Origin of the sequence: Streptomyces sp. NPDC056452, from assembly GCF_042796085.1 — a bacterium.
Lineage (GTDB): Bacteria > Actinomycetota > Actinomycetes > Streptomycetales > Streptomycetaceae > Streptomyces.
The window spans coordinates 182,487-205,574 of the sequence record NZ_JBHTRI010000003.1; the positions used below are offsets into that span (position 1 = coordinate 182,487).

The following is a 23,088-nucleotide window of genomic DNA, read 5'->3' on the forward strand; positions in this document are numbered from 1 at the left end:
CCCGCACGGGGGAGAATCGAGGTAGCCGTACCTGCCCCTCAAGGAGGCCCGTCATGCCGAGGTCCGTCACGCACCTGCGCAGCACGAAGATTCCACGGGATGCGGTGCACCACCCGGTCTTCGCCCGGTTCTACGCCCGGATGAGCGTGACCGCCGATCTGAAGGGCGGCATCGCCGCCCACCGCGAGGAGCTCCTGTCCGGGCTCTCGGGCCGGGTCATCGAGATCGGCGCGGGCAACGGGCTCAACTTCGCGCACTACCCCGGGGCCGTCTCCGAGGTCGTGGCGATCGAACCCGAGCGCAGCCTGCGTCAACTGGCGGCCGGCGCCGGACTGCGTGCGGAGGTCCCGGTCGATGTGGTGCCGGGCACGGCCGAGGCCCTGCCGGTCAAGAGCGAGGCCTTCGACGCGGCCGTCGCCTCGCTCGTCCTGTGCACCGTCCGGGATCTGCCCCGGGCCCTCGGTGAGATCAAGCGGGTGCTGCGGCCGGGCGGTGAACTGCGCTTCTTCGAGCACACGCTGGCGTCCGGACGAGCGCTGGCGACCGCCCAGCGCGCGGTGGACCGCACCGTGTGGCCGCTGCTCTTCGGGGGCTGCCACACGGCGCGGGACACCCTTGCGGCGATCGAGGCGGCCGGCTTCGAGCTGGGGACGTACCGCAGGCTGCGTATCCCGGAACGGGGTGTGCAGCTGCCGTCCTCACCCTGCGTGCTCGGGGTGGCCCGGCGCCCCATGGCCGTGGACTGAGACACCCGGCCCGCGGCCGTGGACAGAGGGTTCCGGCCGTGGGCTCAGGCGCGTGGCGCCATGGGCTCAGGCGCGTGGCGTGCGGGCGGGGCCTGCCCGGTCACAGGGTCCACTGGCGCAGTTCGTCCGCGATGGCCCGGACATCCGCCTTGCCCTCCTTCACCAGCAGGGCAAGGTCGCGCACCTGTTCGGGCGACGTAATGACCTTCAGTCCCGACGCGACGAGGTAGCCGTACGCGACCGCGGACGCGAACATGGCGTTGGAGTGCTCCAGAGCCGGTACGTGAAGGAGCAGTTGCAGCAGAGCTGCGGCCCGGGAGTGCGGATCGCTGTAGACGGGGCTGCCGAAGATCTCCGCCTCGTGCCGGCCGACCGCGGCGACGAGCGCACCCCAGTCGACGACCTGCGGATCACCGGGCGTCTTGTGCTCGGCGACCATGAGCAGCCAGGAAAGGTCGATCTGCAGGTTCAACGGCTGCCTTTGCGCTCCGTGCCGAACTCCTCGGCGAACACCGACTCGTACTGCTTCATGAAGTCGGCCGCGGCCTCGACGAAGGTGTGTCCCACCTCGCCCGCATCCTGTTTGACGAGCTCCTCTATGTAGCGGTTCACGCTCATCCCCCGCTGCAGCGCGCGCTGTCGCGCTGCTTCGGCGGTGGCCTCGTCCACTCGAACGTTCAGCTGAGTCTTGGGCACACCATTACGCTAGCGTGCCTGCGCTAGCACCGGCAAGAGGAACCGGCGCGTGCCCCGTGCACCGGTGCCACCACCTGCAGGACGCACGCCCCCACACTGCCCGGCGGGACGCCGGTGAGCTGGGACAACGCCGCCGCACGCCTCCGCCGTGCCGCATGCACCCGAGTGCCGCACACCTGTGGGCCACGGGCGCGCCCCACGCGGAGTGAGCGCTTCGGCTCCGTGCGGACACGGCTGCGTCATCCGGCGGAAACACCCTCTCCCTAATTTCTATCGTCCGACAGGAATACGGCTTCGGCCGACTGCCCCGCGCTCCCGGAACCCGTCCGCCCTCCCCCTGAGAGCAGGTCCAGCCATGGCCGCCACCGCCCCCGCCGACCTACGTCCCGACCCGCCCGTACCCCCGGCCGCGGAAGCCGGCTCCTCCCTCGAGGAGTTCGGCTACCGACAGGAACTGCACCGCAGCCTCGGCCGGTACGCCTCCTTCGCCGCCGGATTCTCGTTCATCTCCGTCCTGACGACGGTCTTTCAGTTCTTCGCCGTCGGCTACGCCTTCGGTGGCCCGGTCTTCTTCTGGGCCTGGCCGGCCGTGCTGGCCGGACAGCTGCTGGTCGCCGCGTGTTTCGCCGAACTCGCCGCCCGCTACCCGATTTCGGGTGCGATCTACCAGTGGTCGTCCCGGCTCAGCAATCTGACCTTCGGCTGGTTCGCGGGCTGGATCATGGTCATCGGCCAGGTCGTGGTGGTGGCAGCCGCGGCCCTGGCTCTCCAGATGGTGATGCCCCCGATCTGGTCCGGTTTCCAGGTACTCGGCGGCGACCCGTCACCGCTGTCGCCGACCGGGGCGGCCAACGCGGCGGTCCTCGGTACGCTGCTGCTGGTACTGACGACCTGGGTGAACGTCATCGACAACCGCGTCATGTCGGTGATCAACCGGATCGGGGTGACGGCCGAGATCATCGGCGCCGTCCTGATCGTGGTACTGCTGCTGACGCACTCCGAGCGCAGTCCGGGGATCACCTTTCACACGAGTGGCGCGGAGACGGGCCTGTTCGGCGCCCTGCTGGTGGGTTCGTTCACGGCCGCGTACGTGATGATCGGCTTCGACAGCGCCGGGGAGATGAGCGAGGAGACCCGCGATCCCCTCCGGACCGCTCCGCGCACGATCCTGTCCGCGCTCGGGGCGGCCGGCCTGCTCGGCGGCCTGCTGGTACTGGGCGGGCTGCTGGCCGCGCCCAGTCTCACGGACGGGAACCTCGTGGCCGACGGCATGAGCTACGTCCTGACCAGCAGCCTGGGTGACGGCCTGGGCCGGGTTCTGCTGGCCGATGTGGTGGTCGCCATCGTGGTGGCGACGCTGGCGGTCCAGACGGCGGCGTGCCGGATGCTGTTCTCGATGGCCCGTGACGGCCAGCTGCCCTGCTCCGGCCTGCTGTCCAAGGTCAACCGCCGCACCGGGATGCCGACCGCACCCGCGGTGGTCGTCGGGGTACTCGCCGCGGCCCTTCTGCTCCTCAACTTCTCCTCGCCCGACGCGTTCCTGGCCATCGGCACCACGTGCATCGTGATGCTGTACCTCGCGTACTCGATGGTGACCGGCCCGCTCCTGGTCCGCCGGCTGCGCGGCACGTACAGCCCCCGCACCGAGGCCCTGGACGAGGCGGGCAAGCCGCTGTTCTCACTGGGGCGCTGGGGCCTGCCGGTCAATGTTCTGGCCCTGCTCTACGGCCTGTTCATGACGGTCAACCTCGCCTGGCCCAGGGCAGAGGTCTACGACCCGGCGGGCGGCCACTGGTACTTCCAGTGGTTCACGGTCCTGTTCCTGACCGGCACGGTCGTCCTGGGCGCCGCGTACCGCACGTACCGCAGGCGAGCCGCTTCCGCGCGCTGACCCGATGGCCCCGGATCCCGGCAGAACCGCCGGTGTCCGGGGCCGCCGTGTGCCCTACCCGTCGCGCCGCGCCCCGGCGATCCGCAGCGCCGCGTCCGCCGTCGCGGCGGCGAACACGTCGGCCGACCTGTCCGGGTCGGAGCGGTGCACCAGGATCACCCCTTCGATCAGGCCGAAGACCAGATCGGTACGGAGCGCCAGCTCGTCCTTGTCGAGATCCGCGCACGCCTCCGTGCCTGCCAGCAGCTGCGCGTACGCGTCCTTGAGCTCGGTCCGGACGCGATGGAATCCGGCGAACCGTTCCGCCTGCACCTCGGGCAGCACGTACAGCGCACCCAGATTGTGCGGGCCCGCGCACAGCAGGGCCACATCCGAGCGGCACAGCTCCCACAGCCGGTCCTCCGCACTGGTCGCGTCATCGGCGAGCAGTTGCCTGGCCACCGCCAGGGACGGGGTGACGGTGGATTCGAGGAGCTCCGCGAGCAGGTCCTCCTTGCCCGCGACGTAGTGGTACATCGTCGCCTGGCGCATGCCCGCCCGTTCGGCGACGGCCCGGGTGGTGGTCGCCGAGTAGCCGCGACTGGTGAACAGCTCCGCGGCCGCGCCCAGCAGTTCGTCTCGTGCGGACAGACCGCTGTCGGGCCGCTGCTGGGCGCGCGGGCGACCGACCTTTCTTCCGGTGGGAGGCATGGGGCCGATCGTCGCACATCGCGGACTGCGCGGATCTTGGTGAGCAGTCGGTAACGCACCCGCAATGGACGGGCAACGAACCCGAATCCCGGGCGACTTAATTTCTGTCGAGCGACAGAAACTGGCGCGGGGCCCCGAGCGAGCCGCGCAGTGATGCCACCGCCGACCGGAGGTCCAGCCATGGCGACAGCGACAACACACGGAGCGCGGGAGCACGCCCGCTCCCAACACGTCACCCGTACCCGTGACATGCCGATGGTGCCCGCGGCCGACTGGCCGGCCGGCCTGCCGGGCGAGCCCGTGTGGGCCGAGACCGTCGCGGGAGGCAACTACACACACCGCGTCCTCGCCCGCGGTACGGAACTGCGCCTCACCGACCTCGACGGCGACGCCTGCGCCCATGTGCTCCTGTACGCCGACGACCGCCCGTGGGAGCGGCTGAACACCGCCGACACGATCAAGGTGCAGTGGAATGCCTACCTCGGCGCGGACCGGCTGCTCCTCTCCGACCAGGGGCGCGTCCTCGCTTCGGTGATCGCCGACTCCTCGGGCCGGCACGACGCGCTGTGCGGTACGTCGACCCTCCTGCGCAACACCGCGCGGTACGGGGACGGCACTGCGCAGTCCGGGTCCCCCGCCGGGCGTGAACTGCTGAAGCTCGCCGCCGCCAAGAACGGCCTCGAGCCCCGGGATCTGCCACCCTCCCTCTCCTTCTTCCAGGGCGTGGAGATACGCGAGGACGGCGCCCTGGACTTCACCGGCTCCGCGGGAGCGGGCACGGCCGTGACACTGCGCGCCGAGCAGGACGTGACGGTGCTCGTCGCGAACGTCCCGCATCCGCTGGATCCCCGCCCGGCGTACACCTGCACCTCGCTGGAGGTGCTCGCCTGGCGTGCCCGGCCGACGCAGCCCGGCGACCCGCTCTGGGACGCCGCACCCGAGGGGCGCCGGGCCTTCCTCAACACGTACGACTTCCTCACCGCCAGGGGGCGAGCATGACCCGGACGACCGCCACGACCACCTCCGCCACGATCCCCGCACGGGCCGCGTGGTCCGCCGTGGTCCGCGCCGGCGAGCACCTCACCCTCACCGACCTGCACGGCAATCAGGCCGTCGACTTCCTTGTGTACGACGCCCGGGACACCGCTGTCCGCTACAGCGCGCCGGACACCCTCCACGCGCAGGGCAGCATCTTCCTCACCACCGGCAGCGTGCTGATGTCGAACGAGCACACCCCGCTCATGACGGTCACCGAGGACACCTGCGGCCGGCACGACACCGTCGGCGGCGCGTGCTCCAAGGAATCCAACACCCTGCGCTACGGGCACCACACCTGGTCGCAGCACGCCTGCGTGGACAACTTCCTCGCGGAGGGCGCCCGGCACGGGCTCGGCAAACGGGATCTCGTCTCCAACATCAACTGGTACATGAACGTGCCGGTCGAGAAGGACGGCACCCTCGGCATCGTGGACGGCATCTCGGCTCCCGGCCTGAAGGTCACCCTCCGCGCCGAGACGGACGTCCTCGTCCTGGTCTCCAACTGCCCCCAGATCAACAACCCGTGCAACGGCTTCGACCCGACAGCCGTCGAGGCCACCATCACCACCCCCGGGGCGACGGGGGCCGCGCGATGACCTTCGACACCCTCCTGATCGCCAACCGCGGCGAGATCGCCGTCCGGATCATCCGGACGGCCCGCGAACTGGGCCTGCGTACCGTCGCGGTGTTCTCCGACGCCGATCGCTCCGCCCCTCATGTCCGGCTCGCCGACGAGGCGGTGCGCCTCGGCCCGGCGCCGGCCAAGGAGTCGTACCTCGACGCCGACCTGGTACTCAAGGCCGCCAAGGACACCGGCGCCGGTGCCATCCACCCGGGATACGGATTCCTCTCCGAGGACGCGGAGTTCGCCCGGCGTTGCGAGGACGCCGGCATCGTCTTCGTCGGTCCGACCGCCGATCAGCTGGAACTGTTCGGCGCCAAGCACACCGCGCGCGCGGCGGCCGAGGAGGCGGGTGTCCCCCTGGCGCCCGGCACCGGGCTGCTCCCCGACTTGCTCGCGGCCCTCACCGCGGCGGAGGACATCGGCTACCCGGTGATGCTCAAGGCCACCGGAGGAGGTGGCGGGATCGGCATGTCGGCCTGCCGGTCCGCCGAGGAGCTGACCGACGCCTGGGAGCGGGTGCAGCGCGTCGCCGCCGCGTCCTTCGCCTCGGCTGGGGTCTTCCTGGAGCGGCTCGTCGAGCACGCGCGGCATGTGGAGGTGCAGGTCTTCGGTGACGGCCGGGGCCGCGTGGTCACCTTCGGCGACCGCGACTGCTCGCTCCAGCGCCGCAACCAGAAGGTCCTGGAGGAGGCCCCCGCCCCGGGCCTCCCGGACGACATCCGCAGCCGACTGGCCACTTCGGCACGTGAGTTGTGTGCCTCCGTCGACTACCGGTCCGCGGGAACGGTGGAGTTCGTGTACGACGCCGCCCGCGAGGAGGCGTACTTCCTGGAGGTCAACACCCGTCTCCAGGTCGAACACCCGGTCACCGAGGAGATCTTCGGTGTCGATCTCGTCGCCTGGATGCTGCGCCTGGCACAGGGCGACACCGGCGTCGTGCAGGATCCGCCGGCTCCGCGCGGCCACGCGGTCGAGGCCCGCGTGTACGCCGAGGACCCGACGCGCGACCACCGTCCCGGCGCCGGCCTGCTGACCCGCGTCGCGTTCCCCGAGGCCGAGGGCATCCGGGTGGATACCTGGATCGAGACGGGTACGGAGGTGACGACCTCGTACGACCCGATGCTGGCCAAGGTCATCGCGTACGGCACCGACCGCGCCGACGCCCTCACCCGGCTGGACGAGGCCCTGGCCGCCACCCGGGTGGACGGCATCGAGACCAATCTGGGCCTGGTGCGGGCCGCCCTGGCCGACGACCGGGTCAGGGACGCCGCACACTCGACCGCCACCCTGGCCACGGTCACGGACCCGACCCCCCGTATCGAGGTGGTGTCCGGCGGCACACTCACCACCGTGCAGGACTGGCCCGGTCGCACGGGCTACTGGCAGGTGGGCGTACCGCCTTCGGGCCCCATGGACAACCTCTCCTTCCGGCTCGGCAACACCGCCCTGGGCAACGCCCCGGGCGCGCCCGGCCTCGAATGCACGCTCCAGGGCCCGACGCTGCGCTTCACCCGTACGACGACGGTCTGTGTCACGGGCGCACCCGCCCCGGTGACGCTCGACGGCGAGCCGGTCGGGCAGTGGGAGCCCGTGACCGTCCCGGCCGGCGCCACCCTCGCTGTCGGCACCCCGGCGGAGCACGGACTGCGGACCTACGTCCTGTTCGCGGGAGGGGGTCTGGACGTTCCCGACTTCCTGGGCAGCGCCGCCACGTTCACGCTCGGCGGCTTCGGCGGCCACGGCGGGCGGGCGCTGCGCACCGGCGACGTCCTGCACTGCGGGACCGACGGGACCGGCGCCACCGACGAGACCGGCGCGACCGCGGGCGTCGCCGTCCCGGCGGGTGCACGTCCCCACTTCGGTTCCGTGTGGCGGATCGGGGCGGCCGAAGGCCCCCACGCAGCGCCCGAGTTCTTCACCGAGGAGGACATCCACGACTTCTACGCGGCCGACTGGAAGGTCCACTTCAACTCGGCCAGGACCGGTGTGCGCCTGATCGGTCCCAAGCCGCGCTGGGCCCGCACCGACGGCGGCGAGGCCGGCCTGCACCCGTCCAACATCCATGACACGCCCTACTCCGTGGGCGCCGTCGACTACACCGGCGACATGCCGGTGCTCCTCGGTCCCGACGGGCCCTCGCTGGGCGGGTTCGTCTGCCCGGCGACGGTGGTGACGGGCGAACGCTGGAAGCTGGGGCAGCTCCGCCCCGGCGACACGGTCCGCTTCCAGCCGGTCACGATCACCGGTGCGCCGCGCCCCGCGATCGTCGACGGCGGCATCCTGTTCCAGGACGGCACCCTCACCTACCGCCGCAGCGGTGACGACAACGTCCTGGTCGAGTACGGGCCGATGCAGCTGGACCTGGCGCTGCGGATGCGCATCCACGCGCTGATGGAGGCGCTGACGGCGCAGGCCGTCCCCGGCATCACCGGCCTCACACCCGGCATCCGCTCGCTCCAGATCCAGACCGACCCCTCGGTCCTTCCGCAGGAACGCCTTCTGCAGCTGCTCCACCGCACCGAGGCCGCGCTCCCGCCGACCGACGCCCTCGTCGTACGGTCCAGGACCGTGCATCTGCCGTTGTCCTGGGACGACCCGGCGACCCGCGAGGCCATCGCGCGCTACATGGCGGGGGTCCGGGACGACGCCCCCTGGTGCCCGTGGAACATCGAGTTCATCCGCCGGGTCAACGGCCTGGACTCCGTGGACGACGTCTACCGCACGGTCTTCGACGCCGAGTACCTGGTGATGGGGCTCGGCGATGTCTACCTGGGCGCGCCCGTCGCCACTCCGCTGGACCCGCGCCACCGGCTGGTCACCACGAAGTACAACCCGGCCCGCACCTGGACGGCCGAGAACTCGGTCGGCATCGGCGGCGCGTACCTGTGTGTCTACGGGATGGAGGGCCCCGGCGGCTACCAGTTCGTGGGCCGCACGACCCAGGTGTGGTCGGGCTGGCAGCAGCGCGGTGCCTTCGAGCCGGGCTCGCCCTGGCTGCTGCGCTTCTTCGACCGCATCAAGTGGTATCCGGTGGAGGCGGACGAACTCCTCGAGCTCCGCGCGGACATCGCGTCCGGGCGCTTCGTACCGCGTATCGAGGAAGGCGAGTTCTCGCTGGCGCGGTACCAGGCGTTCCTCGACGGGAACGCCACCTCGATCGCCGCGTTCCGCGCCCGGCAGGGCACCGCGTTCGGCGCCGAGCGTGACGCCTGGGAGGAGGCCGGGGAGTTCACCAGGGCCGAGGCGGCAACCGCCCCTCCCGAGGTTCCGGTGGAGATCGAGATACCGGAGGGCGGCCGGCTGCTGGAAGCCGAGTTCGCCGCATCCGTCTGGCAGTTGAATGTGGCCGCGGGGGACACGGTCACGGCGGGTCAGCCGCTGCTCGCCCTGGAGGCGATGAAGATGGAGTCCCGCGTTCATGCCCCGATGGACGGCACGGTCGTCCGGATCCTCACCAGGCCCGGCGCCCAGGTGGAATCGGGAACACCGCTGCTCGTCCTGTCCCGCCGACCCGAGGTGGCACCATGACCGACCCCAGCCCCGTTCTCCGGCGGGTCCGGACAGCCCACGCGCGTGTCCGTAAGGTCGACCGGCCCGAGATCTGGATCGACCTGCGTCCGCTCGCCGACTTGGAGGAGGAGGCCCGCGCTCTGGACGCCCGCATCGCGGCGGGCGAACACCTTCCGCTGTCGGGCCGCCTCCTGGCGGTCAAGGGCAATATCGACGTGGCCGGGCTGCCGACCACGGCAGGCTGCCCCTCGTACGCGTACAAGCCCGCCGCCGACGCTCCCGCCGTGGCCCGTCTGCGCGCGGCCGGTGCGCTGGTGATCGGCACGACGAACCTCGACCAGTTCGCCACCGGTCTGGTCGGGACCCGCTCCCCGTACGGTGCGGTGCGCAACGCCGTCGACCCCTCGCGCGTCAGCGGCGGTTCGAGTTCCGGGTCGGCAGTTGCGGTCGCCCTGGGCATCGCCGACCTGGCCCTCGGCACGGACACCGCGGGCTCGGGGCGCGTTCCCGCGGCGTTCAACGGCATCGTCGGTGTGAAGCCGACCCGAGGTCTTGTCCCGACCGAGGGGGTGGTGCCGGCCTGCGCGAGCCTGGACTGCGTCACGGTGTTCGCCCGTACGCTCCCCGAGGCGGAGCAGGCACTGGGCCTGATGAGCGCTCCCGCACCGCGTGCCGTCCCTCCTCGGACACCGGGACCCTGGCGCGTCGCCGTCCCTCCCGTCCAGCAGCTGGGAACGCTCGACCCCGGCTGGCCAGAGGCGTACGACGCTGCCGTCGAGCGGTTCCGCGCGGCGGGTGCCGAGATCAGGCAGCTGGACCTCACCCCGTTCACCGAGGCGGCGGCCCTGCTGTACCAGGGGGCGTTCGTGGCCGAGCGCTACACCGCCGTGGGTGACTTCATCGACAGCACTCCCGCGCCCCCGGATCTCGACCCCACGGTGGCCGCGATCATTTCCGCCGCCCGCGACATCCCCGCGCACCGCCTCTTCGCCGACCGGGACCGCCTGGCCCGTCTCCGTACAGCGGCCCTGAGCGCACTCGGCGACGCCGACGCCCTCCTGCTCCCCACCACGCCCGGGCACCCCACTCTCGCCGATGTGGCCGCCGACCCCGTCGGCACGAACACCCGACTGGGACGGTTCACCAACTCCACGAACCTGTTCGACATGTGCGCGCTCGCCGTGCCCGCGGGCGACATCGCGGGACTGCCCTTCGGCGTCATGCTGATCGGCCCGGCGGACACCGACGAACGGCTGCCCCGGATCGCGGCACTCCTGACCCCGCCCGTACAGCTCGCCGTGGTCGGCGCCCACCTGACGGGCCAGCCGCTCAACTCACAGCTCCTCGCGCTGGGTGCCCGGCTGGTCCGTACGACGAGGACAGCGCCCACCTACAGACTGCACGCGTTGCGTACGGCTCCCGCCAAGCCGGGCCTTGAACGGGTCGCCGAGGACGGCGCATCCGTCGAGACGGAGATCTGGGAACTGCCGCCGGAGGGGCTGGGGACTCTGACGGCGCAGCTCCCGCACCCGATGACGCTGGGCCGCATCGACCTCGCCGACGGCACCACGGCCCCTGGATTCCTCTGTGAGCCGTACGCACTGCACGGGGCCGCGGACATCACGGCGCACGGTGGCTGGCGGGCGTACCTCGCAGCGGAAACCGGCGGGGGCGGGCACGCGGCCACCTCATGACCGCGCGCCCGTCCTCGGCGAGGAAATGGTTCGCAGAACAGGTCGGCGCTCTGCTTGGGTCGCCCCATGAGCGATCTCCCTGTCCCTTCCGCGATCCTCGCGATCCGTTGCGCGACTCCGGCCGACATCAGCACCGTGCTGCGGTTCTGGGGCGAGGCCGCGGAGGGGACGAGTATCAGTGACGACTACGACGGGGTGGCCGGGCTCATCGCGAGGGACCCGGAAGCCCTGCTGCTCGCCGAGCGCGACGGTGTCCTCGCGGGAACCGTCATCGCCGGTTTCGACGGCTGGCGCTGCTCCGCCTACCGGCTCGCCGTGCACCCGGACTGCCGCCGGCAAGGCATCGCCGGCGCCCTGATGGACGCAGCCGAGCAGCGGTTCATCGCCCTGGGCGGGCGCCGGGTCGACGCCATGGTCCTGGAGGCCAACGCGACGGCGCACCGCACATGGGCGGCGACCGGGTACCACCGCGAGGATCACTGGCGGCGATGGGTGAAGACGCTGTAGCCACGCGTGGGACGCTGCGGACTCCGCCGGATTCGGCCCTTCGCCGGCGGATCGGACCCTCCTCCGGCGGGATTCGGAACCTCCTCCACCGGATTCGGACCCTCCTCCGGCGGATTCGGACCTTCCTCCGGCGCATGCCGGAATCCGATGCGGGCAGAGGACTGGAGCACCTCACCGGCTGCGACCATGGGTGGCCTCCGGGAACGCCCGGCGCACCCGGCATTTTGCCGACCCTTTACTATGGATCCTCAACCGTCCCACTTTTCGAAAGGTGTGAGCGTCCGCCCATGGGCGAGCCTCCCAGTAGTAGATCCCGCCGACATCGCGCGAACCTCCTGCCCCTGCCCGATCATGGGACGGAGGTGAACCGATGACCGAAGTGCTTCTGCTCCTCGTGGCGGTGCTGCTCTCACTCGCCTGCGGCGCTTTCGTGGCGGCGGAGTTCTCTCTGACCACAGTGGAGCGCGGCGACCTCGAACGGGCCGTCGAGCGGGGGGAACGAGGTGCGGCGGGAGCACTCAAGGCTGTCCGCAGCCTCACCTATCAGCTCTCCGGCGCGCAGCTCGGTATCACCGTCACCAATCTGGTGGTCGGCATGCTCTCCGAGCCGTCCATCGCCAAGCTGATCCGGGGACCGGTCGAGGCCATGGGGGCCTCCCCCGGTGTGGCTTCCACGCTGGCGCTCGTGATCGGTACCGCCCTGTCCACCGTGGTCCTGATGGTGGTCGGCGAGCTCGTCCCGAAGAACTGGGCGATCTCGTCCCCGCTGGCCGTCGCCAAGGTGGTCGCCACTCCGCAGCGGGTCTTCACCGCCGTCTTCCGCCCGTTCATCAGCCACCTCAACAACACCGCCAACCGGATCGTGCGCCGCTTCGGCCTCGAACCGACGGAGGAGCTTGCCTCCGCGCGCAGCCCTCAGGAGCTGGTGGCCCTGGCGCGTCACTCCGCGAAGGAGGGCGCCCTGGAGGCCGACACCGCGGAACTGTTCGTCCGCACCCTCAACCTGTCCGAGCTGACCGCGGAGAACGTGATGACGCCGCGCGTCCAGGTGACCGCCCTCGAGATCCGGGCGACCGCGGAGGACGTCGCGAACGCCACCCGGGCGACCGGTCTCTCCCGCTTCCCCGTCTACCGGGGCAGCCTGGACTCGGTCGTGGGAGTCGCGCACATCAAGGACGTGCTGGCCATCCCGGCAGCGCAGCGGCCCCGCAAACGGGTGTCGGACATGCTGCGCGAGCCGCTCCTCGTGCCCGAGACCCTCACCGTGGACCGGTTGCTGGACCGGTTGTCCGGCAAACTCGCCATGGCTGTCGTCATCGACGAGTACGGCGGCACGGCAGGCGTCGTGACGCTGGAGGACATCGTCGAGGAGGTCGTCGGAGAGGTACGCGACGAGCACGACCCGCACGAGACGCCCGACCTCGCACCCGCCGGCGAGGACGCCGACGGCCGCACCCTGTGGTCCGCCGACGGCGCGGCACGCACGGACCAGCTCCGGACCATCGGGCTGCGGGTCCCGGACGGGCCCTACGAGACACTCGCCGGGCTCATCGCGACCGAAGTCGGCCGCATCCCCGTGGTCGGCGACACCGTCGAGCTCACGGGCTGGCGGCTCGATGTGGTGGACGCCTCGGGGCACCGCGCCGCGCGCGCCCTGCTGCACGCACCGCTGCCCGGTACCGACGATCCGACGGAGAACGAACGATGATCGCCGTGCAGCTCTTCATCGGGCTGCTGACCCTGGTCGTGAACGCCTTCTTCGTCGGCGCGGAGTTCGCACTGATCTCCGTACGGCGCAGCCAGATCGAGCCGGAGGCCGAGGCCGGGAACCGGCGGGCGCGCAGCGTCATCTGGGGCCTCGAGCATGTGTCGGCGCTCCTTGCCGCGGCGCAGCTGGGCATCACGCTCTGCACGCTGGTGCTCGGTATCGTCGCGGAACCCGCCATCGCGCACCTGCTGGAGCCCGTCTTCGACGCGGTGGGGGTGCCGCACGGACTGGTGCACCCGATCTCGTTCGTGATCGCCCTGACCGTGGCAACCTATCTGCACATGCTGCTGGGCGAGATGGTGCCGAAGAACATCGCGCTGGCCGAACCGGCCCGCACCGCGCTGCTGCTCGGACCGCCGCTCGTGACCCTGGCCAGGGGGCTGCGCCCGGTGATCTTCACCATCAACGCCTTCGCCAACGCTCTGCTGAAACTTCTGCGGGTGGAGACCAAGGACGAGGTGTCCGCGACCTTCTCCGACGACGAGCTGGCCCGGCTCGTCAAGGACGCGGGTGACGCAGGCCTCGTCGACGACCGCTCGGCGGAGCGGCTGCGGCATGCCCTGGAACTCGGCCGACGACCGGTCCGGGACGTCCTGCTGCCGGTCGACCGGGTGCTGTACACGCGGGTCGGGACTACGCCCGAAGAGCTGGAGCGGCTCTCGTCGGAATCCGGCTTCTCCCGCTTTCCCGTCATGGACAGCGAGCAGCGGATTCTCGGGTACCTGCACGTGAAGGACGCCCTGGACGCCACACCTCGCGACGTTCCGTTCCCGGTGACGGCGATGCGGCCGATCGCCCGGGTGCGGGCCAATACGCCGCTCGACGATGTCCTGACCGCGCTGCGACGGAGCCGTACACACCTGGCAGCCGTGCTGGACGAGGACAACGACCGGCTGGTCGGCATGGTCACGATGGAGGACGTGCTGCGTGAGCTGGTGGGGAGGGCCCAGGCACGCTGACGCCGGTGTCCTGCGGGAGTGGCGAGGGGCGCGACTGCGGTCGCGCCCCTCTTCCGTCGGGATCCGGCCGCGTGTTCCCACCACGGTAAGATCGCATGGTCATGGAATTGAATGCCTCCTACACCAGTCTTGTCGCGGTCGGCGACTCGTTCACCGAGGGCATGTCGGACCTGCTGCCCAACGGTTCCTACCGCGGCTGGGCCGATGTCCTCGCTGCCCGGCTCGCGGCCCACACGCCCGGATTCCGGTACGCGAATCTGGCCGTGCGCGGAAAACTCATCAGCCAGATCGTCGACGAGCAGGTAGCCGTCGCGGCAGCGCTGCAGCCCGACGTGATCACGCTCGTCGGCGGGCTCAACGACACCCTGCGGCCGAAGTGCGACATGGGCATGGTGCGGGGTCGGCTTGAGGAGGCCGTGGAGCGTCTCGCGCCGTCGTGCAAGAAGCTGGTGCTGATGCGCAGCCCCGGGCGCAACGGTCCCGTGATGGAACGCTTCCGTCCGCGCATGGAGGAGCTCTTCTCGCTGGTCGACGACCTGGCGGAACGGCACGGCGCGGTGGTGGCCGATCTGTACGGCGCGCCCTCTCTGGGGGATCCCCGGATGTGGGACGTCGACCGGCTGCATCTGACGCCCGAGGGACACCGAAGGGTCGCCGAGGCGGTCTGGCAGACGCTCGGACTGCCTGCGGAGAGCGACTGGCAGACCCCCGTGCCGGCTTCCCAGCCGGCCCGCTGGGCGAGACGGCGCGTCGATGACGTCAGGTTCGCCCGCCAGCATCTGATGCCCTGGATCGGGCGGCGTCTTACCGGACGCTCGTCCGGCGACGGACGGGCCGGCGCTCAGTTCGACGCCGGGCTCGGGCGTGCCTTCTATGTCACGCCCGTGGACGCGGCGAACCCCGGGCCTGTGACGGAGTGGCGCCGGCTGGACGGCTGACGCCTTAGCGCGGGCCCGACTTCCCGACTTCATTGCCCGGCGGCCGAGTTGGCGCAGTTGCACCTGGTACGCAAGAGGCGGATGAGCCAGGCTGGTCGTCCACCGCGCAGGGCCACCCTGGGCACCAGGACAGGGATGAACGATGAGTGACGACACCTCGGCGCCGGCGGACCGGATCGACACAGGCACACCGCACTCGGCTCGCGTCTGGAACTACTGGCTGGGCGGCAAGGACAACTACGAGGTGGACCGCCTGCTGGGCGCGGCCATGGAGGAGTCGTACCCGCAGATCATCGACATCGCCCGTGCCTCCCGACTCTTCCAGGCGCGGGCTGTTCGCTATCTGGCCCAGGAAGCCGGGGTACGGCAGTTCCTCGACCTCGGCACCGGCCTGCCGACAGCGAACGCGACGCACGAGGTGGCCCAGGCGGTCGCCCCTTCGGCCCGCATCGTCTACGTGGACCACGACCCGATCGTGCTGGCCCACGCGCGCGCCCTGCTGACCAGCCGGCCCGAGGGCGCAACGGACTACGTGCACGCGGATCTGAGGGACTCCGGGACGGTACTGCGCGAGGCCGCCAGGACACTGGATCTCCAGCAGCCGGTCGCCCTGATGGTGCTCTCGACCCTGGGGCACATCGCGGACGGCGGCGAGGCCGCCGCCCTTCTGCGCAGCTACCTCGACGCTTTCCCCGCCGGAAGTTTCCTGATGCTGTGCGACACGATCGAGACGGAGGAGACCCGGGCGGCGTCCGACGACTATGCCAGCGGCGGCGCCATGCCCTACATCTCACGGCCGAGGGAGATCATGCGCTCCTTCTCCGACGGTCTGGACCTGGTCGAGCCGGGCTTCGGGTCGATCAGCCTGTGGCGCCCGGAGGAGCCCGTCACCGGTGAGCCGGTCGACCAGTGGGGATTCGTGGCCGCGAAGCGGTAGGGCCTCCCCTGGCAAGGCCTTGGGATCAGGCCCGGCATCGCGTTCGTAGGAAAGCACACACCGGCCCGCGGCGTCGGCCTGCAGAAACCGCCAGTAGAATCTGGACACGTGACTGCTGTGTCTGCGAAGCCTCGCATCCCCAATGTCCTGGCCGGCCGCTATGCCTCCACGGAGCTGGCCGTCCTCTGGTCCCCCGAGCAGAAGGTGAAGCTGGAGCGTCAGCTGTGGCTGGCGGTGCTGCGCGCTCAGAAGGACCTCGGGATCGAGGTGCCCGACGCAGCGCTCGCCGACTACGAGCGGGTGATCGACCAGGTCGACCTGGCCTCGATCGCCGAGCGCGAGAAGGTGACCCGGCACGACGTGAAGGCCAGGATCGAGGAGTTCAACGCCCTCGCCGGCCATGAGCAGGTGCACAAGGGCATGACCTCCCGGGACCTCACCGAGAACGTCGAACAGTTGCAGATCCGGCTCTCGCTGGAGCTCATGCGCGACCGTACGGTGTCGGTTCTGGCCCGCCTGGGCAAGCTGGCCGCCGAGTACCGCGAGCTGGTCATCGCGGGCCGCTCCCACAATGTCGCCGCACAGGCGACGACGCTCGGCAAGCGTTTCGCGACTGCCGCGGACGAGCTGCTCGTGGCCTACGGACGGCTCGAGGACCTGCTCGACCGTTACCCGCTGCGTGGCATCAAGGGCCCCGTCGGAACCGCCCAGGACATGCTGGACCTGCTGGGCGGCGACGCGGACAAGCTCGCCGACCTGGAGCACCGCATCGCCGGTCACCTCGGCTTCGCGCAGGCCTTCACTTCGGTCGGCCAGGTCTACCCCCGCTCTCTCGACTACGACGTGGTCACCGCGCTGGTCCAGCTGGCCGCTGCACCCTCGTCGGTCGCCAAGACCATCCGGCTGATGGCCGGCCACGAGCTGGTGACCGAAGGCTTCAAGCCGGGTCAGGTCGGCTCGTCGGCCATGCCGCACAAGATGAACACCCGCTCCTGCGAGCGCGTCAACGGCCTGATGGTCATCCTGCGCGGCTACGCGTCGATGACGGGCGAGCTGGCGGGCGATCAGTGGAACGAGGGCGACGTGTCCTGTTCCGTGGTCCGCCGCGTCGCACTGCCGGACGCGTTCTTCGCGTTCGACGGTCTGCTGGAGACCTTCCTGACGGTCCTCGACGAGTTCGGTGCGTTCCCCGCGGTCGTGGCGCGTGAGCTGGACCGCTACCTCCCGTTCCTCGCCACCACCAAGGTGCTGATGGGCGCGGTACGGGCAGGGGTCGGCCGTGAGGTCGCCCACGAGGCGATCAAGGAGAACGCTGTCGCCTCGGCACTGGCCATGCGCGAGCAGGGTGCGGAACGCAACGAGCTGCTGGACAAGCTGGCCGCCGACGAGCGCATCCCGCTCGACCGTGCACAGCTGGACGCCCTGATGGCGGACAAGCTGTCCTTCACCGGCGCGGCCGGCGACCAGGTCGCCGCTCTGGTGGCCCGGATCGAGGAGATCACCAAGCAGCACCCGGAAGCGGCCGGCTACACGCCCGGTTCCATCCTCTGACGGTCCGTACCACCGTCGCATGACACCCGAGGAACTCCTGGCCGCCCGCGACCGCATCGTCCCCGATGTGGTCGCGGGTGGTCTGCGTGTGCTCTTCTGCGGCATCAACCCGAGTCTCATGACCGGGGCCACTGGCCACCATTTCGCCCACCCGGGCAATCGGTTCTGGCCCGTTCTGCATCTGTCGGGCTTCACTCCGAGGCAACTGAAACCGTCGGAACAGTACGAGCTGCTCACCCATGGGCTCGGCATCACCAACGTGGTGGTCCGCGCCACGGCACGTGCGGACGAGTTGAGCCCCGCGGAATTCCGCGAAGGGGGCGAACTTCTGTCGGCGAAGGTGGAGCGGTTCGGGCCTTCGTGGCTCGCTGTCGTCGGCGTCACCGCCTACCGCACAGCTTTCGGTGAACGCCGTGCGCAGATCGGCCCTCAGGAGCGAACCATCGGCGGCGCCCGTGTCTGGGCCCTGCCCAACCCCAGTGGGCTCAACGCCCACTGGACCGTGAGGACGATGGCGGAGGAATTCGCCCGCCTGCGCACGGCCGTGGGACAGGAGACATCCGCACCTCCCGCCCCTGGCCGCCACACCCCTGAGCGCCCCTGAGCCGCGGAGCTCCTGAGCACCGGAGCTCCTGTGCCCGTCGGGCGCCGGTCAGGCGTCCCTCTTGCGCACCGCCCACCAGCCGGCGAACAGCGCGGCACCGGCCCATGCGGCGGTGACGGCCAGCCCCGTCCACGGCCCGAGACTTCCTTGGGGAGTCTGGTGGAGCACCAACTGCCCTGCCCGGTCCGGAAGATACTGCGCGACACCGCCCGCGATGTCTCCGACCACGAAGGAGACGATCAGGATGAAGGGGATGAGCAGACTGAGGACGGCAACCGCACTGCGCAGCAGCGCCGTCAGTCCCGCCGCGAACAGCGCCATCAGCGTGAGGTAGATACCCCCGCCGAACGCCGCACGCAGAGCGCCGGGTTCTCCCAGACCGATCGCGTAGTCGCCCATGAACATCTGCCCCACGAGGAACGTGGCGAAGCTGGTGATCATCCCTACAGCGAGAGCGAGTCCGCCGACCACGGACATCTTGGCCGCGTAGAAGAGGCCTCGGCGTGGAACGGCCGACAGCGATATCCGCAGGGCCCCGTTCAGGAACTCGGAGGACAGGGCGGTCGCACCGAAACTTATAGCGGCGATCTGGCCGAAGTTCAGTGCGTAGAAGGCGTCGAAGACCGGCTCCGCGTCCGCGTTGTCCGCCTCCGCCTGTCCGACCGTGGCGAACGCGAGCACGGTGATGGCGAGGGTGGCGGCGAAGACCGCTATCAGGGATCCGGACACGGACCGCACCGACTTGATCTTGATCCACTCGGAGTGGAGAACAGCAGTTGGCGACATCGTCACGACGATCAGACCTCCTGGCGGGCGGTGGGTAAAGTAGAGGCGGCGAATTCCGTTTCGGCCGCGGTGAGGTCGAGATACGCCTGTTCCAAGGTGGCCTGCTCATCGATGAGCTCAAGGATGGGGATTCCTTCGAAGGCGGCGATGGCACCGATTTCCTCCGCCTTGACTCCCTCCACCGTCCAGCGGCCGTCGTCTCCCTGCTCCGGCGCGTATCCCTTGCGGATCAGCACATCCCTCAGACGCGCGGATTCGGTCGTCCTGAGACGTACGCGCGGACGGCTCCGCGAGTCGAGGAACTCCTGCATCGGCAGATCGACGAGGAGCCGGCCCCGGCCGAGGACCACCAGGTGGTCGGCGAAGGAAGAGGTCTCGTTCATCAAGTGGCTGGAGACGAGGACGGTGCGGCCCTCCCGGGCCAGCCGCCGCATCAGCTCACGGATCCAGATGATGCCTTCCGGGTCCAGTCCGTTCGACGGTTCGTCCAGCATCACCACCTCCGGATCTCCGAGCAGGGCGGCAGCAATACCGAGACGCTGGCGCATGCCGAGCGAGAACGTCTTGATCCGCTTCCCGCCGACCGCGCCGAGACCGGCTTCCTCGAGCACCTCCTCGACCCGGCTGCCTGCTATGCGGTTGCTCGCGGCGAGCGCCAGCAGGTGGTTGCGCGCTGTCCGCGAACCGTGCGCCGCCTGCGCATCGAGCAGGGCGCCGACCCGGCGCAGCGGGTCGGCGAGCGACGCGTAGGGCTGTCCGCCGATCGTGGCGGAACCACCCGTGGCCCGGTCCAGGCCGAGGACGAGTCGCATGGTGGTGGACTTCCCGGCGCCGTTCGGACCGAGAAATCCCGTCACCCGGCCCGGCCGCACGCTGAACGTGAGGTGGTCCACGGCGCGGGTAGGTCCATAGTCCTTTGTGAGCTCGTGAACGTCGATGCTGGTCATGACCCCAGACTGGCCGCCGGCCACGGTCCGTGGCCTCCCCCGCCCGAGTGGACCGTCTCCCTCTCACGGGGGAGCCTCCCGCCGTTCGGCACTGGCACGATGGCAGCATGCGCCGCCTCCTCAGACCGTTGGCAGTCCCCGCCACCTACAGCCGATGGCTTCACCTGCTCATCCCGTCCGCGGTCGTCAGTGTGTGGCTTTTCATTTCCCCGGAACGGCCGTGGGTTCCCTTCTTCCTCGCGATTCCTGTGGGGCTGATTCCCGCGATGCGTCTCGCCGAAGGAGTGCAGGCCCAACTGCTCCTCACACCGCGGGAGCGCGGCCGCCCGGACGCCGCGATCTCCATTGCGCCCGCGGCGACATGGGCGGACCGCTGGCGCACCGCGGCCTGGCTGGAGGCACGGCTGCTGTTCGCGACCGCGGCCACCTTCGCAACGGTCTGGCTGCCGGCCACGACGGTCGACCTCGTCAGCGCCTCGTTCGGGACCCCGCTGAGCGGTGACTGGCTGGTCCGTGGCGTCGAGCCGAGCTGGTGGTTCGCGCTGCTCGCTCCCCTGCCGATCCTGCTGCTGCTCGGGCTGGTCGTTGTGCTCGGCCACCTGGTCACAGCCGTTGCCCGCTGGTTGCTCGGCCCGTCGCGGGTGGAGCGGATGACCGCCCTGGAAGAACGCACCGAGCAGTTGCTCGAGCGCAACCGGATAGCGCGCGAGCTCCATGATTCGATCGGGCACGCGCTGACGGTCGCGGTCGTGCAGGCGGGGGCCGCCCGGACTGCGCGCGACCCCGAGTTCACCGACCGGGCACTCGCCGCCATCGAGGAGACGGGCCGCAGCGCGTTGGACGATCTGGAGCGCGTCCTGCGCGTACTGCGGGAGTCGGGCACCCCCGTCAGCCGGCGGCCCACGCTGCTCGAGGCCGACAGACTGCTGGACTCGGCTCGCGGCGCCGGTGCGAAGATCAAAGCGGATGTGTCTGGGCCGCTGGATCTGGTCCCCGACCCCGTCTCCCGCGAGGGCTACCGCATTCTTCAGGAGTCACTCACCAACGTGCTGCGTCACGCCGGCCCCGTACCCGTCCGGGTGAGGCTCGCGGTGATAGACGGGTGGCTGGAGCTCGAGGTGGCCAATCCGCTCGACGGATCATCGAAGGCGCGGGGCGGCGGCAGCGGCCTGCGGGGCATACGGGAGCGAGCCTCCATGCTGGGCGGAAAGGCCAAGACGGGCCCGTACGAAGGAGAGTGGATGGTGCACGCGAGCCTCCCGCTGGACCACATACGCTGACCGGATGCCGGTTACCGTACTTCTGGTCGACGACGAGCCCCTCGTACGCACGGGACTGCGTGCGGTCCTCGAGGCGCAGCCCGATATCACCGTGGTGGGTGAGGCGGCCGATGGTGCCGCGGTGATCCCTCTCGTGCGTCAACTGCGCCCCGACGTCGTGGCGATGGACGTCCGTATGCCTTTGATGGACGGGATCGAGGCGACCCGGCTGGTGCTGCGCACGGTTGCCGATCCGCCGAAGATCCTCGTGGTGACGACCTTCGAGAACGACGAGTACGTGTACGAGGCCCTGCGTGCCGGTGCGGACGGGTTCCTCCTCAAGCGCGCCAGGCCTGCGGAGATCGTGCACGCGGTGCGGCTGGTGGCGGAGGGAGAGTCGCTGCTGTTCCCCGCTGCGGTCCGCCGGCTCGCGGCGGAGTACGGCACGAGCAAGGCGCGGGCGGCGATGGACCGTGCGGCTCTCACCGACCGTGAGGCCGCAGTGCTCCGGTTGATGGCACGGGGCCTGTCCAACTCGGAGATCGCCGCGAAACTCACGGTCGGGGTGGAGACGGTGAAGAGCCATGTAAGCGCGGTTCTGGCGAAGTTGGGCGCCAGGGACCGTACCCAGGCGGTGATCGCCGCCTACGAGTCCGGCTTCGTGGCTCCGGGCTGACTCAGGTCACCTCTCGGTACCGGCTTCCGCAGCCGGTCGCCGCAGCCTGGGTCAGCGAGTACGATCCGGCAGACATGCGCGCGACCTGGGAGGACACACCGTGGGCCGGCTGACCGGTGGGGACCCGTCTCTGCTCCGGCGGATCAATTCCGCGGTGGTGCTGCACGCCCTGCGGGGGGCCCAGTCACCCACTCTCACGGATCTGACGCGGCTCACGGGGCTGTCCCGCCCCACCGTCGAGGGAGTCGTCGAGGGCCTCTTCGAGGCAGGCCTGGTCGTCGAGGCCCCGCCTGACGAGAGCGAGGCACGGCGGCAGGGGCGGCCTGCCAGGCGGTTCCGGTTCCGTGCCGAGGCCGGGTACTTGCTGGGTGTCGAGATCGGCCCCCACCGGGTCTCCGCGCTGCTGTCCGGGCTGGACGGAAGGATCGTGGGCGCGGGCTCGCGTGAGGTCTCCGAGACCGCGTGCGCGGATGACAGGATCGATCAGGTCCGGGCCGTGATCGCCGATGTACTGCGGCGTACCGGAGTCGCGCGGAGCAGTTTGCGCGCGGTCGGGGTGGGCAGCCCCGGAATTGTCGAGGCCGACGGGACCGTGCGGCTGGCCACCGCTCTGCCGGACTGGACCGGCCTGGCGCTCGGCGAGAAGCTGCGGCGCTCCTTCCGGTGCCCTGTGCTGGTGGAGAACGACGCCAATGCCGCGGCGGTGGCCGAGCACTGGAAGGGTGCGGCAACCGAGTCCGATGACATCGTCTTCGTTCTCGCGGGCTTGAGCCCCGGGGCGGGTTCACTGATCGGCGGACGGCTGCACCGCGGATTCGGCGGGGCGGCCGGCGAGATCGGCGCGCTGCACCTGCTGGGTCGGGACGTCACCCCGGAGCATCTCCTCTCGACGACCGACACCCCGCTGGACCCGCTGGACGAGCACGCCGTGGCCGCCGTCTTCTCGAAGGCCAAGCACGGCGATGCCGGCGCGCAAGCCGCTGTGGAGCGGTTCATCCAGCGTCTGGTGCACGACGTCGCGGCCCTGGTGCTGGCGCTCGATCCGGAGCTCGTGGTCATCGGCGGCTGGGCCGCCGGCCTGGACGGTGTCCTCGACCCGCTCCGGGACGAGCTGGCCCGTTACTGCCTGCGGCCGCCCCGGGTTGCCCTGTCACTGCTGGGCGAGGCGGCCGTGGCCACGGGCGCCCTGCGGCTCGCGCTGGACCATGTCGAGGAGCAGCTCTTCGCGGTGGAGGCAACGGTAACGGCCCGCCGCTGACTGCGACG

21 protein-coding genes are annotated in these 23,088 nt (G+C 70.5%); 16 read left to right on the top strand and 5 right to left on the bottom strand.

All coding sequences use genetic code 11. The annotated features are described in order from the left end of the window. Nucleotides 1–53: 53 nt before the first annotated feature. Nucleotides 54–746, top strand: a complete 693-nt coding sequence (locus ACFQ6X_RS04635) for a class I SAM-dependent methyltransferase (protein ID WP_329213410.1) — start codon at nucleotides 54–56, stop codon at nucleotides 744–746. Nucleotides 747–846: 100 nt separating this feature from the next. Here ACFQ6X_RS04635 and ACFQ6X_RS04640 read toward each other — a convergent pair whose 3' ends face one another. Both ACFQ6X_RS04640 and ACFQ6X_RS04645 read right to left on the bottom strand, forming a co-directional pair. Then, nucleotides 847–1,218: a fic family toxin-antitoxin system, toxin component gene (locus tag ACFQ6X_RS04640; RefSeq protein ID WP_329213409.1), complete on the bottom strand. Its 372-nt coding sequence runs from the start codon at nucleotides 1,216–1,218 to the stop codon at nucleotides 847–849. Beyond that, on the bottom strand, nucleotides 1,215–1,442 hold the full coding sequence (locus tag ACFQ6X_RS04645; protein ID WP_329213408.1) for an antitoxin: 228 nt from the start codon (nucleotides 1,440–1,442) through the stop codon (nucleotides 1,215–1,217). The genes ACFQ6X_RS04640 and ACFQ6X_RS04645 overlap by 4 nt, the downstream gene beginning before the upstream one ends. A 355-nt stretch (nucleotides 1,443–1,797) precedes the next feature. Between ACFQ6X_RS04645 and ACFQ6X_RS04650 the strand changes: the two genes are divergently transcribed. Continuing rightward, nucleotides 1,798–3,333: an amino acid permease gene (locus ACFQ6X_RS04650; RefSeq protein WP_383175831.1), complete on the top strand. Its 1,536-nt coding sequence runs from the start codon at nucleotides 1,798–1,800 to the stop codon at nucleotides 3,331–3,333. Between the two features lie 54 nt (nucleotides 3,334–3,387). On the opposite strand, the gene ACFQ6X_RS04655 is transcribed toward ACFQ6X_RS04650, so the two are convergent. Next, a complete protein-coding gene (locus tag ACFQ6X_RS04655) occupies nucleotides 3,388–4,023 on the bottom strand; it encodes a TetR/AcrR family transcriptional regulator (protein WP_383175834.1) in 636 nt (211 codons plus the stop codon). A gap of 180 nt (nucleotides 4,024–4,203) precedes the next feature. Here ACFQ6X_RS04655 and ACFQ6X_RS04660 point away from each other — a divergent pair, with 180 nt between their 5' ends. The 11 genes from ACFQ6X_RS04660 to mug all read left to right on the top strand — a co-directional run bounded on the left by ACFQ6X_RS04660 (nucleotide 4,204) and on the right by mug (nucleotide 18,154). Then, nucleotides 4,204–5,022, top strand: a complete 819-nt coding sequence (locus tag ACFQ6X_RS04660) for an urea amidolyase associated protein UAAP1 (RefSeq protein ID WP_383175837.1) — start codon at nucleotides 4,204–4,206, stop codon at nucleotides 5,020–5,022. Further along, on the top strand, nucleotides 5,019–5,657 hold the full coding sequence (locus tag ACFQ6X_RS04665; protein WP_383175840.1) for an urea amidolyase associated protein UAAP2: 639 nt from the start codon (nucleotides 5,019–5,021) through the stop codon (nucleotides 5,655–5,657). The genes ACFQ6X_RS04660 and ACFQ6X_RS04665 overlap by 4 nt, the downstream gene beginning before the upstream one ends. Further along, nucleotides 5,654–9,214, top strand: a complete 3,561-nt coding sequence (locus ACFQ6X_RS04670) for a 5-oxoprolinase/urea amidolyase family protein (protein ID WP_383175843.1) — start codon at nucleotides 5,654–5,656, stop codon at nucleotides 9,212–9,214. The genes ACFQ6X_RS04665 and ACFQ6X_RS04670 overlap by 4 nt, the downstream gene beginning before the upstream one ends. After that, nucleotides 9,211–10,890, top strand: coding sequence for an allophanate hydrolase (gene atzF, locus ACFQ6X_RS04675; protein ID WP_383175845.1), 1,680 nt, complete (start codon nucleotides 9,211–9,213; stop codon nucleotides 10,888–10,890). Before ACFQ6X_RS04670 ends, atzF begins: the two co-directional genes overlap by 4 nt. Before the next feature lie 66 nt (nucleotides 10,891–10,956). Next, nucleotides 10,957–11,397 carry a GNAT family N-acetyltransferase gene (locus ACFQ6X_RS04680; protein WP_383175848.1) on the top strand — a complete coding sequence of 147 codons (441 nt, stop codon included), beginning with the start codon at nucleotides 10,957–10,959 and terminating at the stop codon, nucleotides 11,395–11,397. 370 nt (nucleotides 11,398–11,767) lie between these two features. Then, entirely contained in the window at nucleotides 11,768–13,105 is a 1,338-nt protein-coding gene (locus ACFQ6X_RS04685; RefSeq protein WP_383175851.1) for a hemolysin family protein, read from the top strand. Then, a complete protein-coding gene (locus tag ACFQ6X_RS04690) occupies nucleotides 13,102–14,124 on the top strand; it encodes a hemolysin family protein (protein ID WP_383175854.1) in 1,023 nt (340 codons plus the stop codon). The genes ACFQ6X_RS04685 and ACFQ6X_RS04690 overlap by 4 nt, the downstream gene beginning before the upstream one ends. A 101-nt stretch (nucleotides 14,125–14,225) precedes the next feature. Further along, the gene (locus tag ACFQ6X_RS04695) at nucleotides 14,226–15,062 is read left to right on the top strand and encodes an SGNH/GDSL hydrolase family protein (protein ID WP_383175857.1); all 837 of its coding nucleotides are present in this window, start codon (nucleotides 14,226–14,228) and stop codon (nucleotides 15,060–15,062) included. A gap of 142 nt (nucleotides 15,063–15,204) precedes the next feature. Further along, nucleotides 15,205–15,999, top strand: coding sequence for an SAM-dependent methyltransferase (locus ACFQ6X_RS04700; RefSeq protein ID WP_383175860.1), 795 nt, complete (start codon nucleotides 15,205–15,207; stop codon nucleotides 15,997–15,999). 108 nt (nucleotides 16,000–16,107) lie between these two features. After that, nucleotides 16,108–17,550 (top strand): adenylosuccinate lyase, encoded by a 1,443-nt coding sequence (gene purB / locus ACFQ6X_RS04705; RefSeq protein ID WP_383175863.1) that lies wholly within the window; start codon nucleotides 16,108–16,110, stop codon nucleotides 17,548–17,550. A 19-nt stretch (nucleotides 17,551–17,569) separates the two neighbouring features. Further along, nucleotides 17,570–18,154 (top strand): G/U mismatch-specific DNA glycosylase, encoded by a 585-nt coding sequence (mug, locus tag ACFQ6X_RS04710; RefSeq protein WP_383175866.1) that lies wholly within the window; start codon nucleotides 17,570–17,572, stop codon nucleotides 18,152–18,154. Nucleotides 18,155–18,202: 48 nt separating this feature from the next. On the opposite strand, the gene ACFQ6X_RS04715 is transcribed toward mug, so the two are convergent. Next, complete coding sequence (locus ACFQ6X_RS04715; RefSeq protein WP_383176175.1) at nucleotides 18,203–18,940, bottom strand: ABC transporter permease; 738 nt, start codon at nucleotides 18,938–18,940, stop codon at nucleotides 18,203–18,205. An 11-nt stretch (nucleotides 18,941–18,951) separates the two neighbouring features. Then, a complete protein-coding gene (locus ACFQ6X_RS04720) occupies nucleotides 18,952–19,887 on the bottom strand; it encodes an ATP-binding cassette domain-containing protein (protein ID WP_383175869.1) in 936 nt (311 codons plus the stop codon). Nucleotides 19,888–19,994: 107 nt separating this feature from the next. Here ACFQ6X_RS04720 and ACFQ6X_RS04725 point away from each other — a divergent pair, with 107 nt between their 5' ends. The 3 genes from ACFQ6X_RS04725 (at nucleotide 19,995) to ACFQ6X_RS04735 (ending at nucleotide 23,080) form a co-directional block, all read left to right on the top strand. Beyond that, nucleotides 19,995–21,167, top strand: a complete 1,173-nt coding sequence (locus tag ACFQ6X_RS04725) for a sensor histidine kinase (RefSeq protein WP_383175872.1) — start codon at nucleotides 19,995–19,997, stop codon at nucleotides 21,165–21,167. Between the two features lie 4 nt (nucleotides 21,168–21,171). Continuing rightward, nucleotides 21,172–21,822 (top strand): response regulator transcription factor, encoded by a 651-nt coding sequence (locus ACFQ6X_RS04730; protein ID WP_329213378.1) that lies wholly within the window; start codon nucleotides 21,172–21,174, stop codon nucleotides 21,820–21,822. A 100-nt stretch (nucleotides 21,823–21,922) separates the two neighbouring features. Then, on the top strand, nucleotides 21,923–23,080 hold the full coding sequence (locus ACFQ6X_RS04735) for an ROK family protein (RefSeq protein ID WP_383175876.1): 1,158 nt from the start codon (nucleotides 21,923–21,925) through the stop codon (nucleotides 23,078–23,080). Nucleotides 23,081–23,088: the final 8 nt, after the last annotated feature.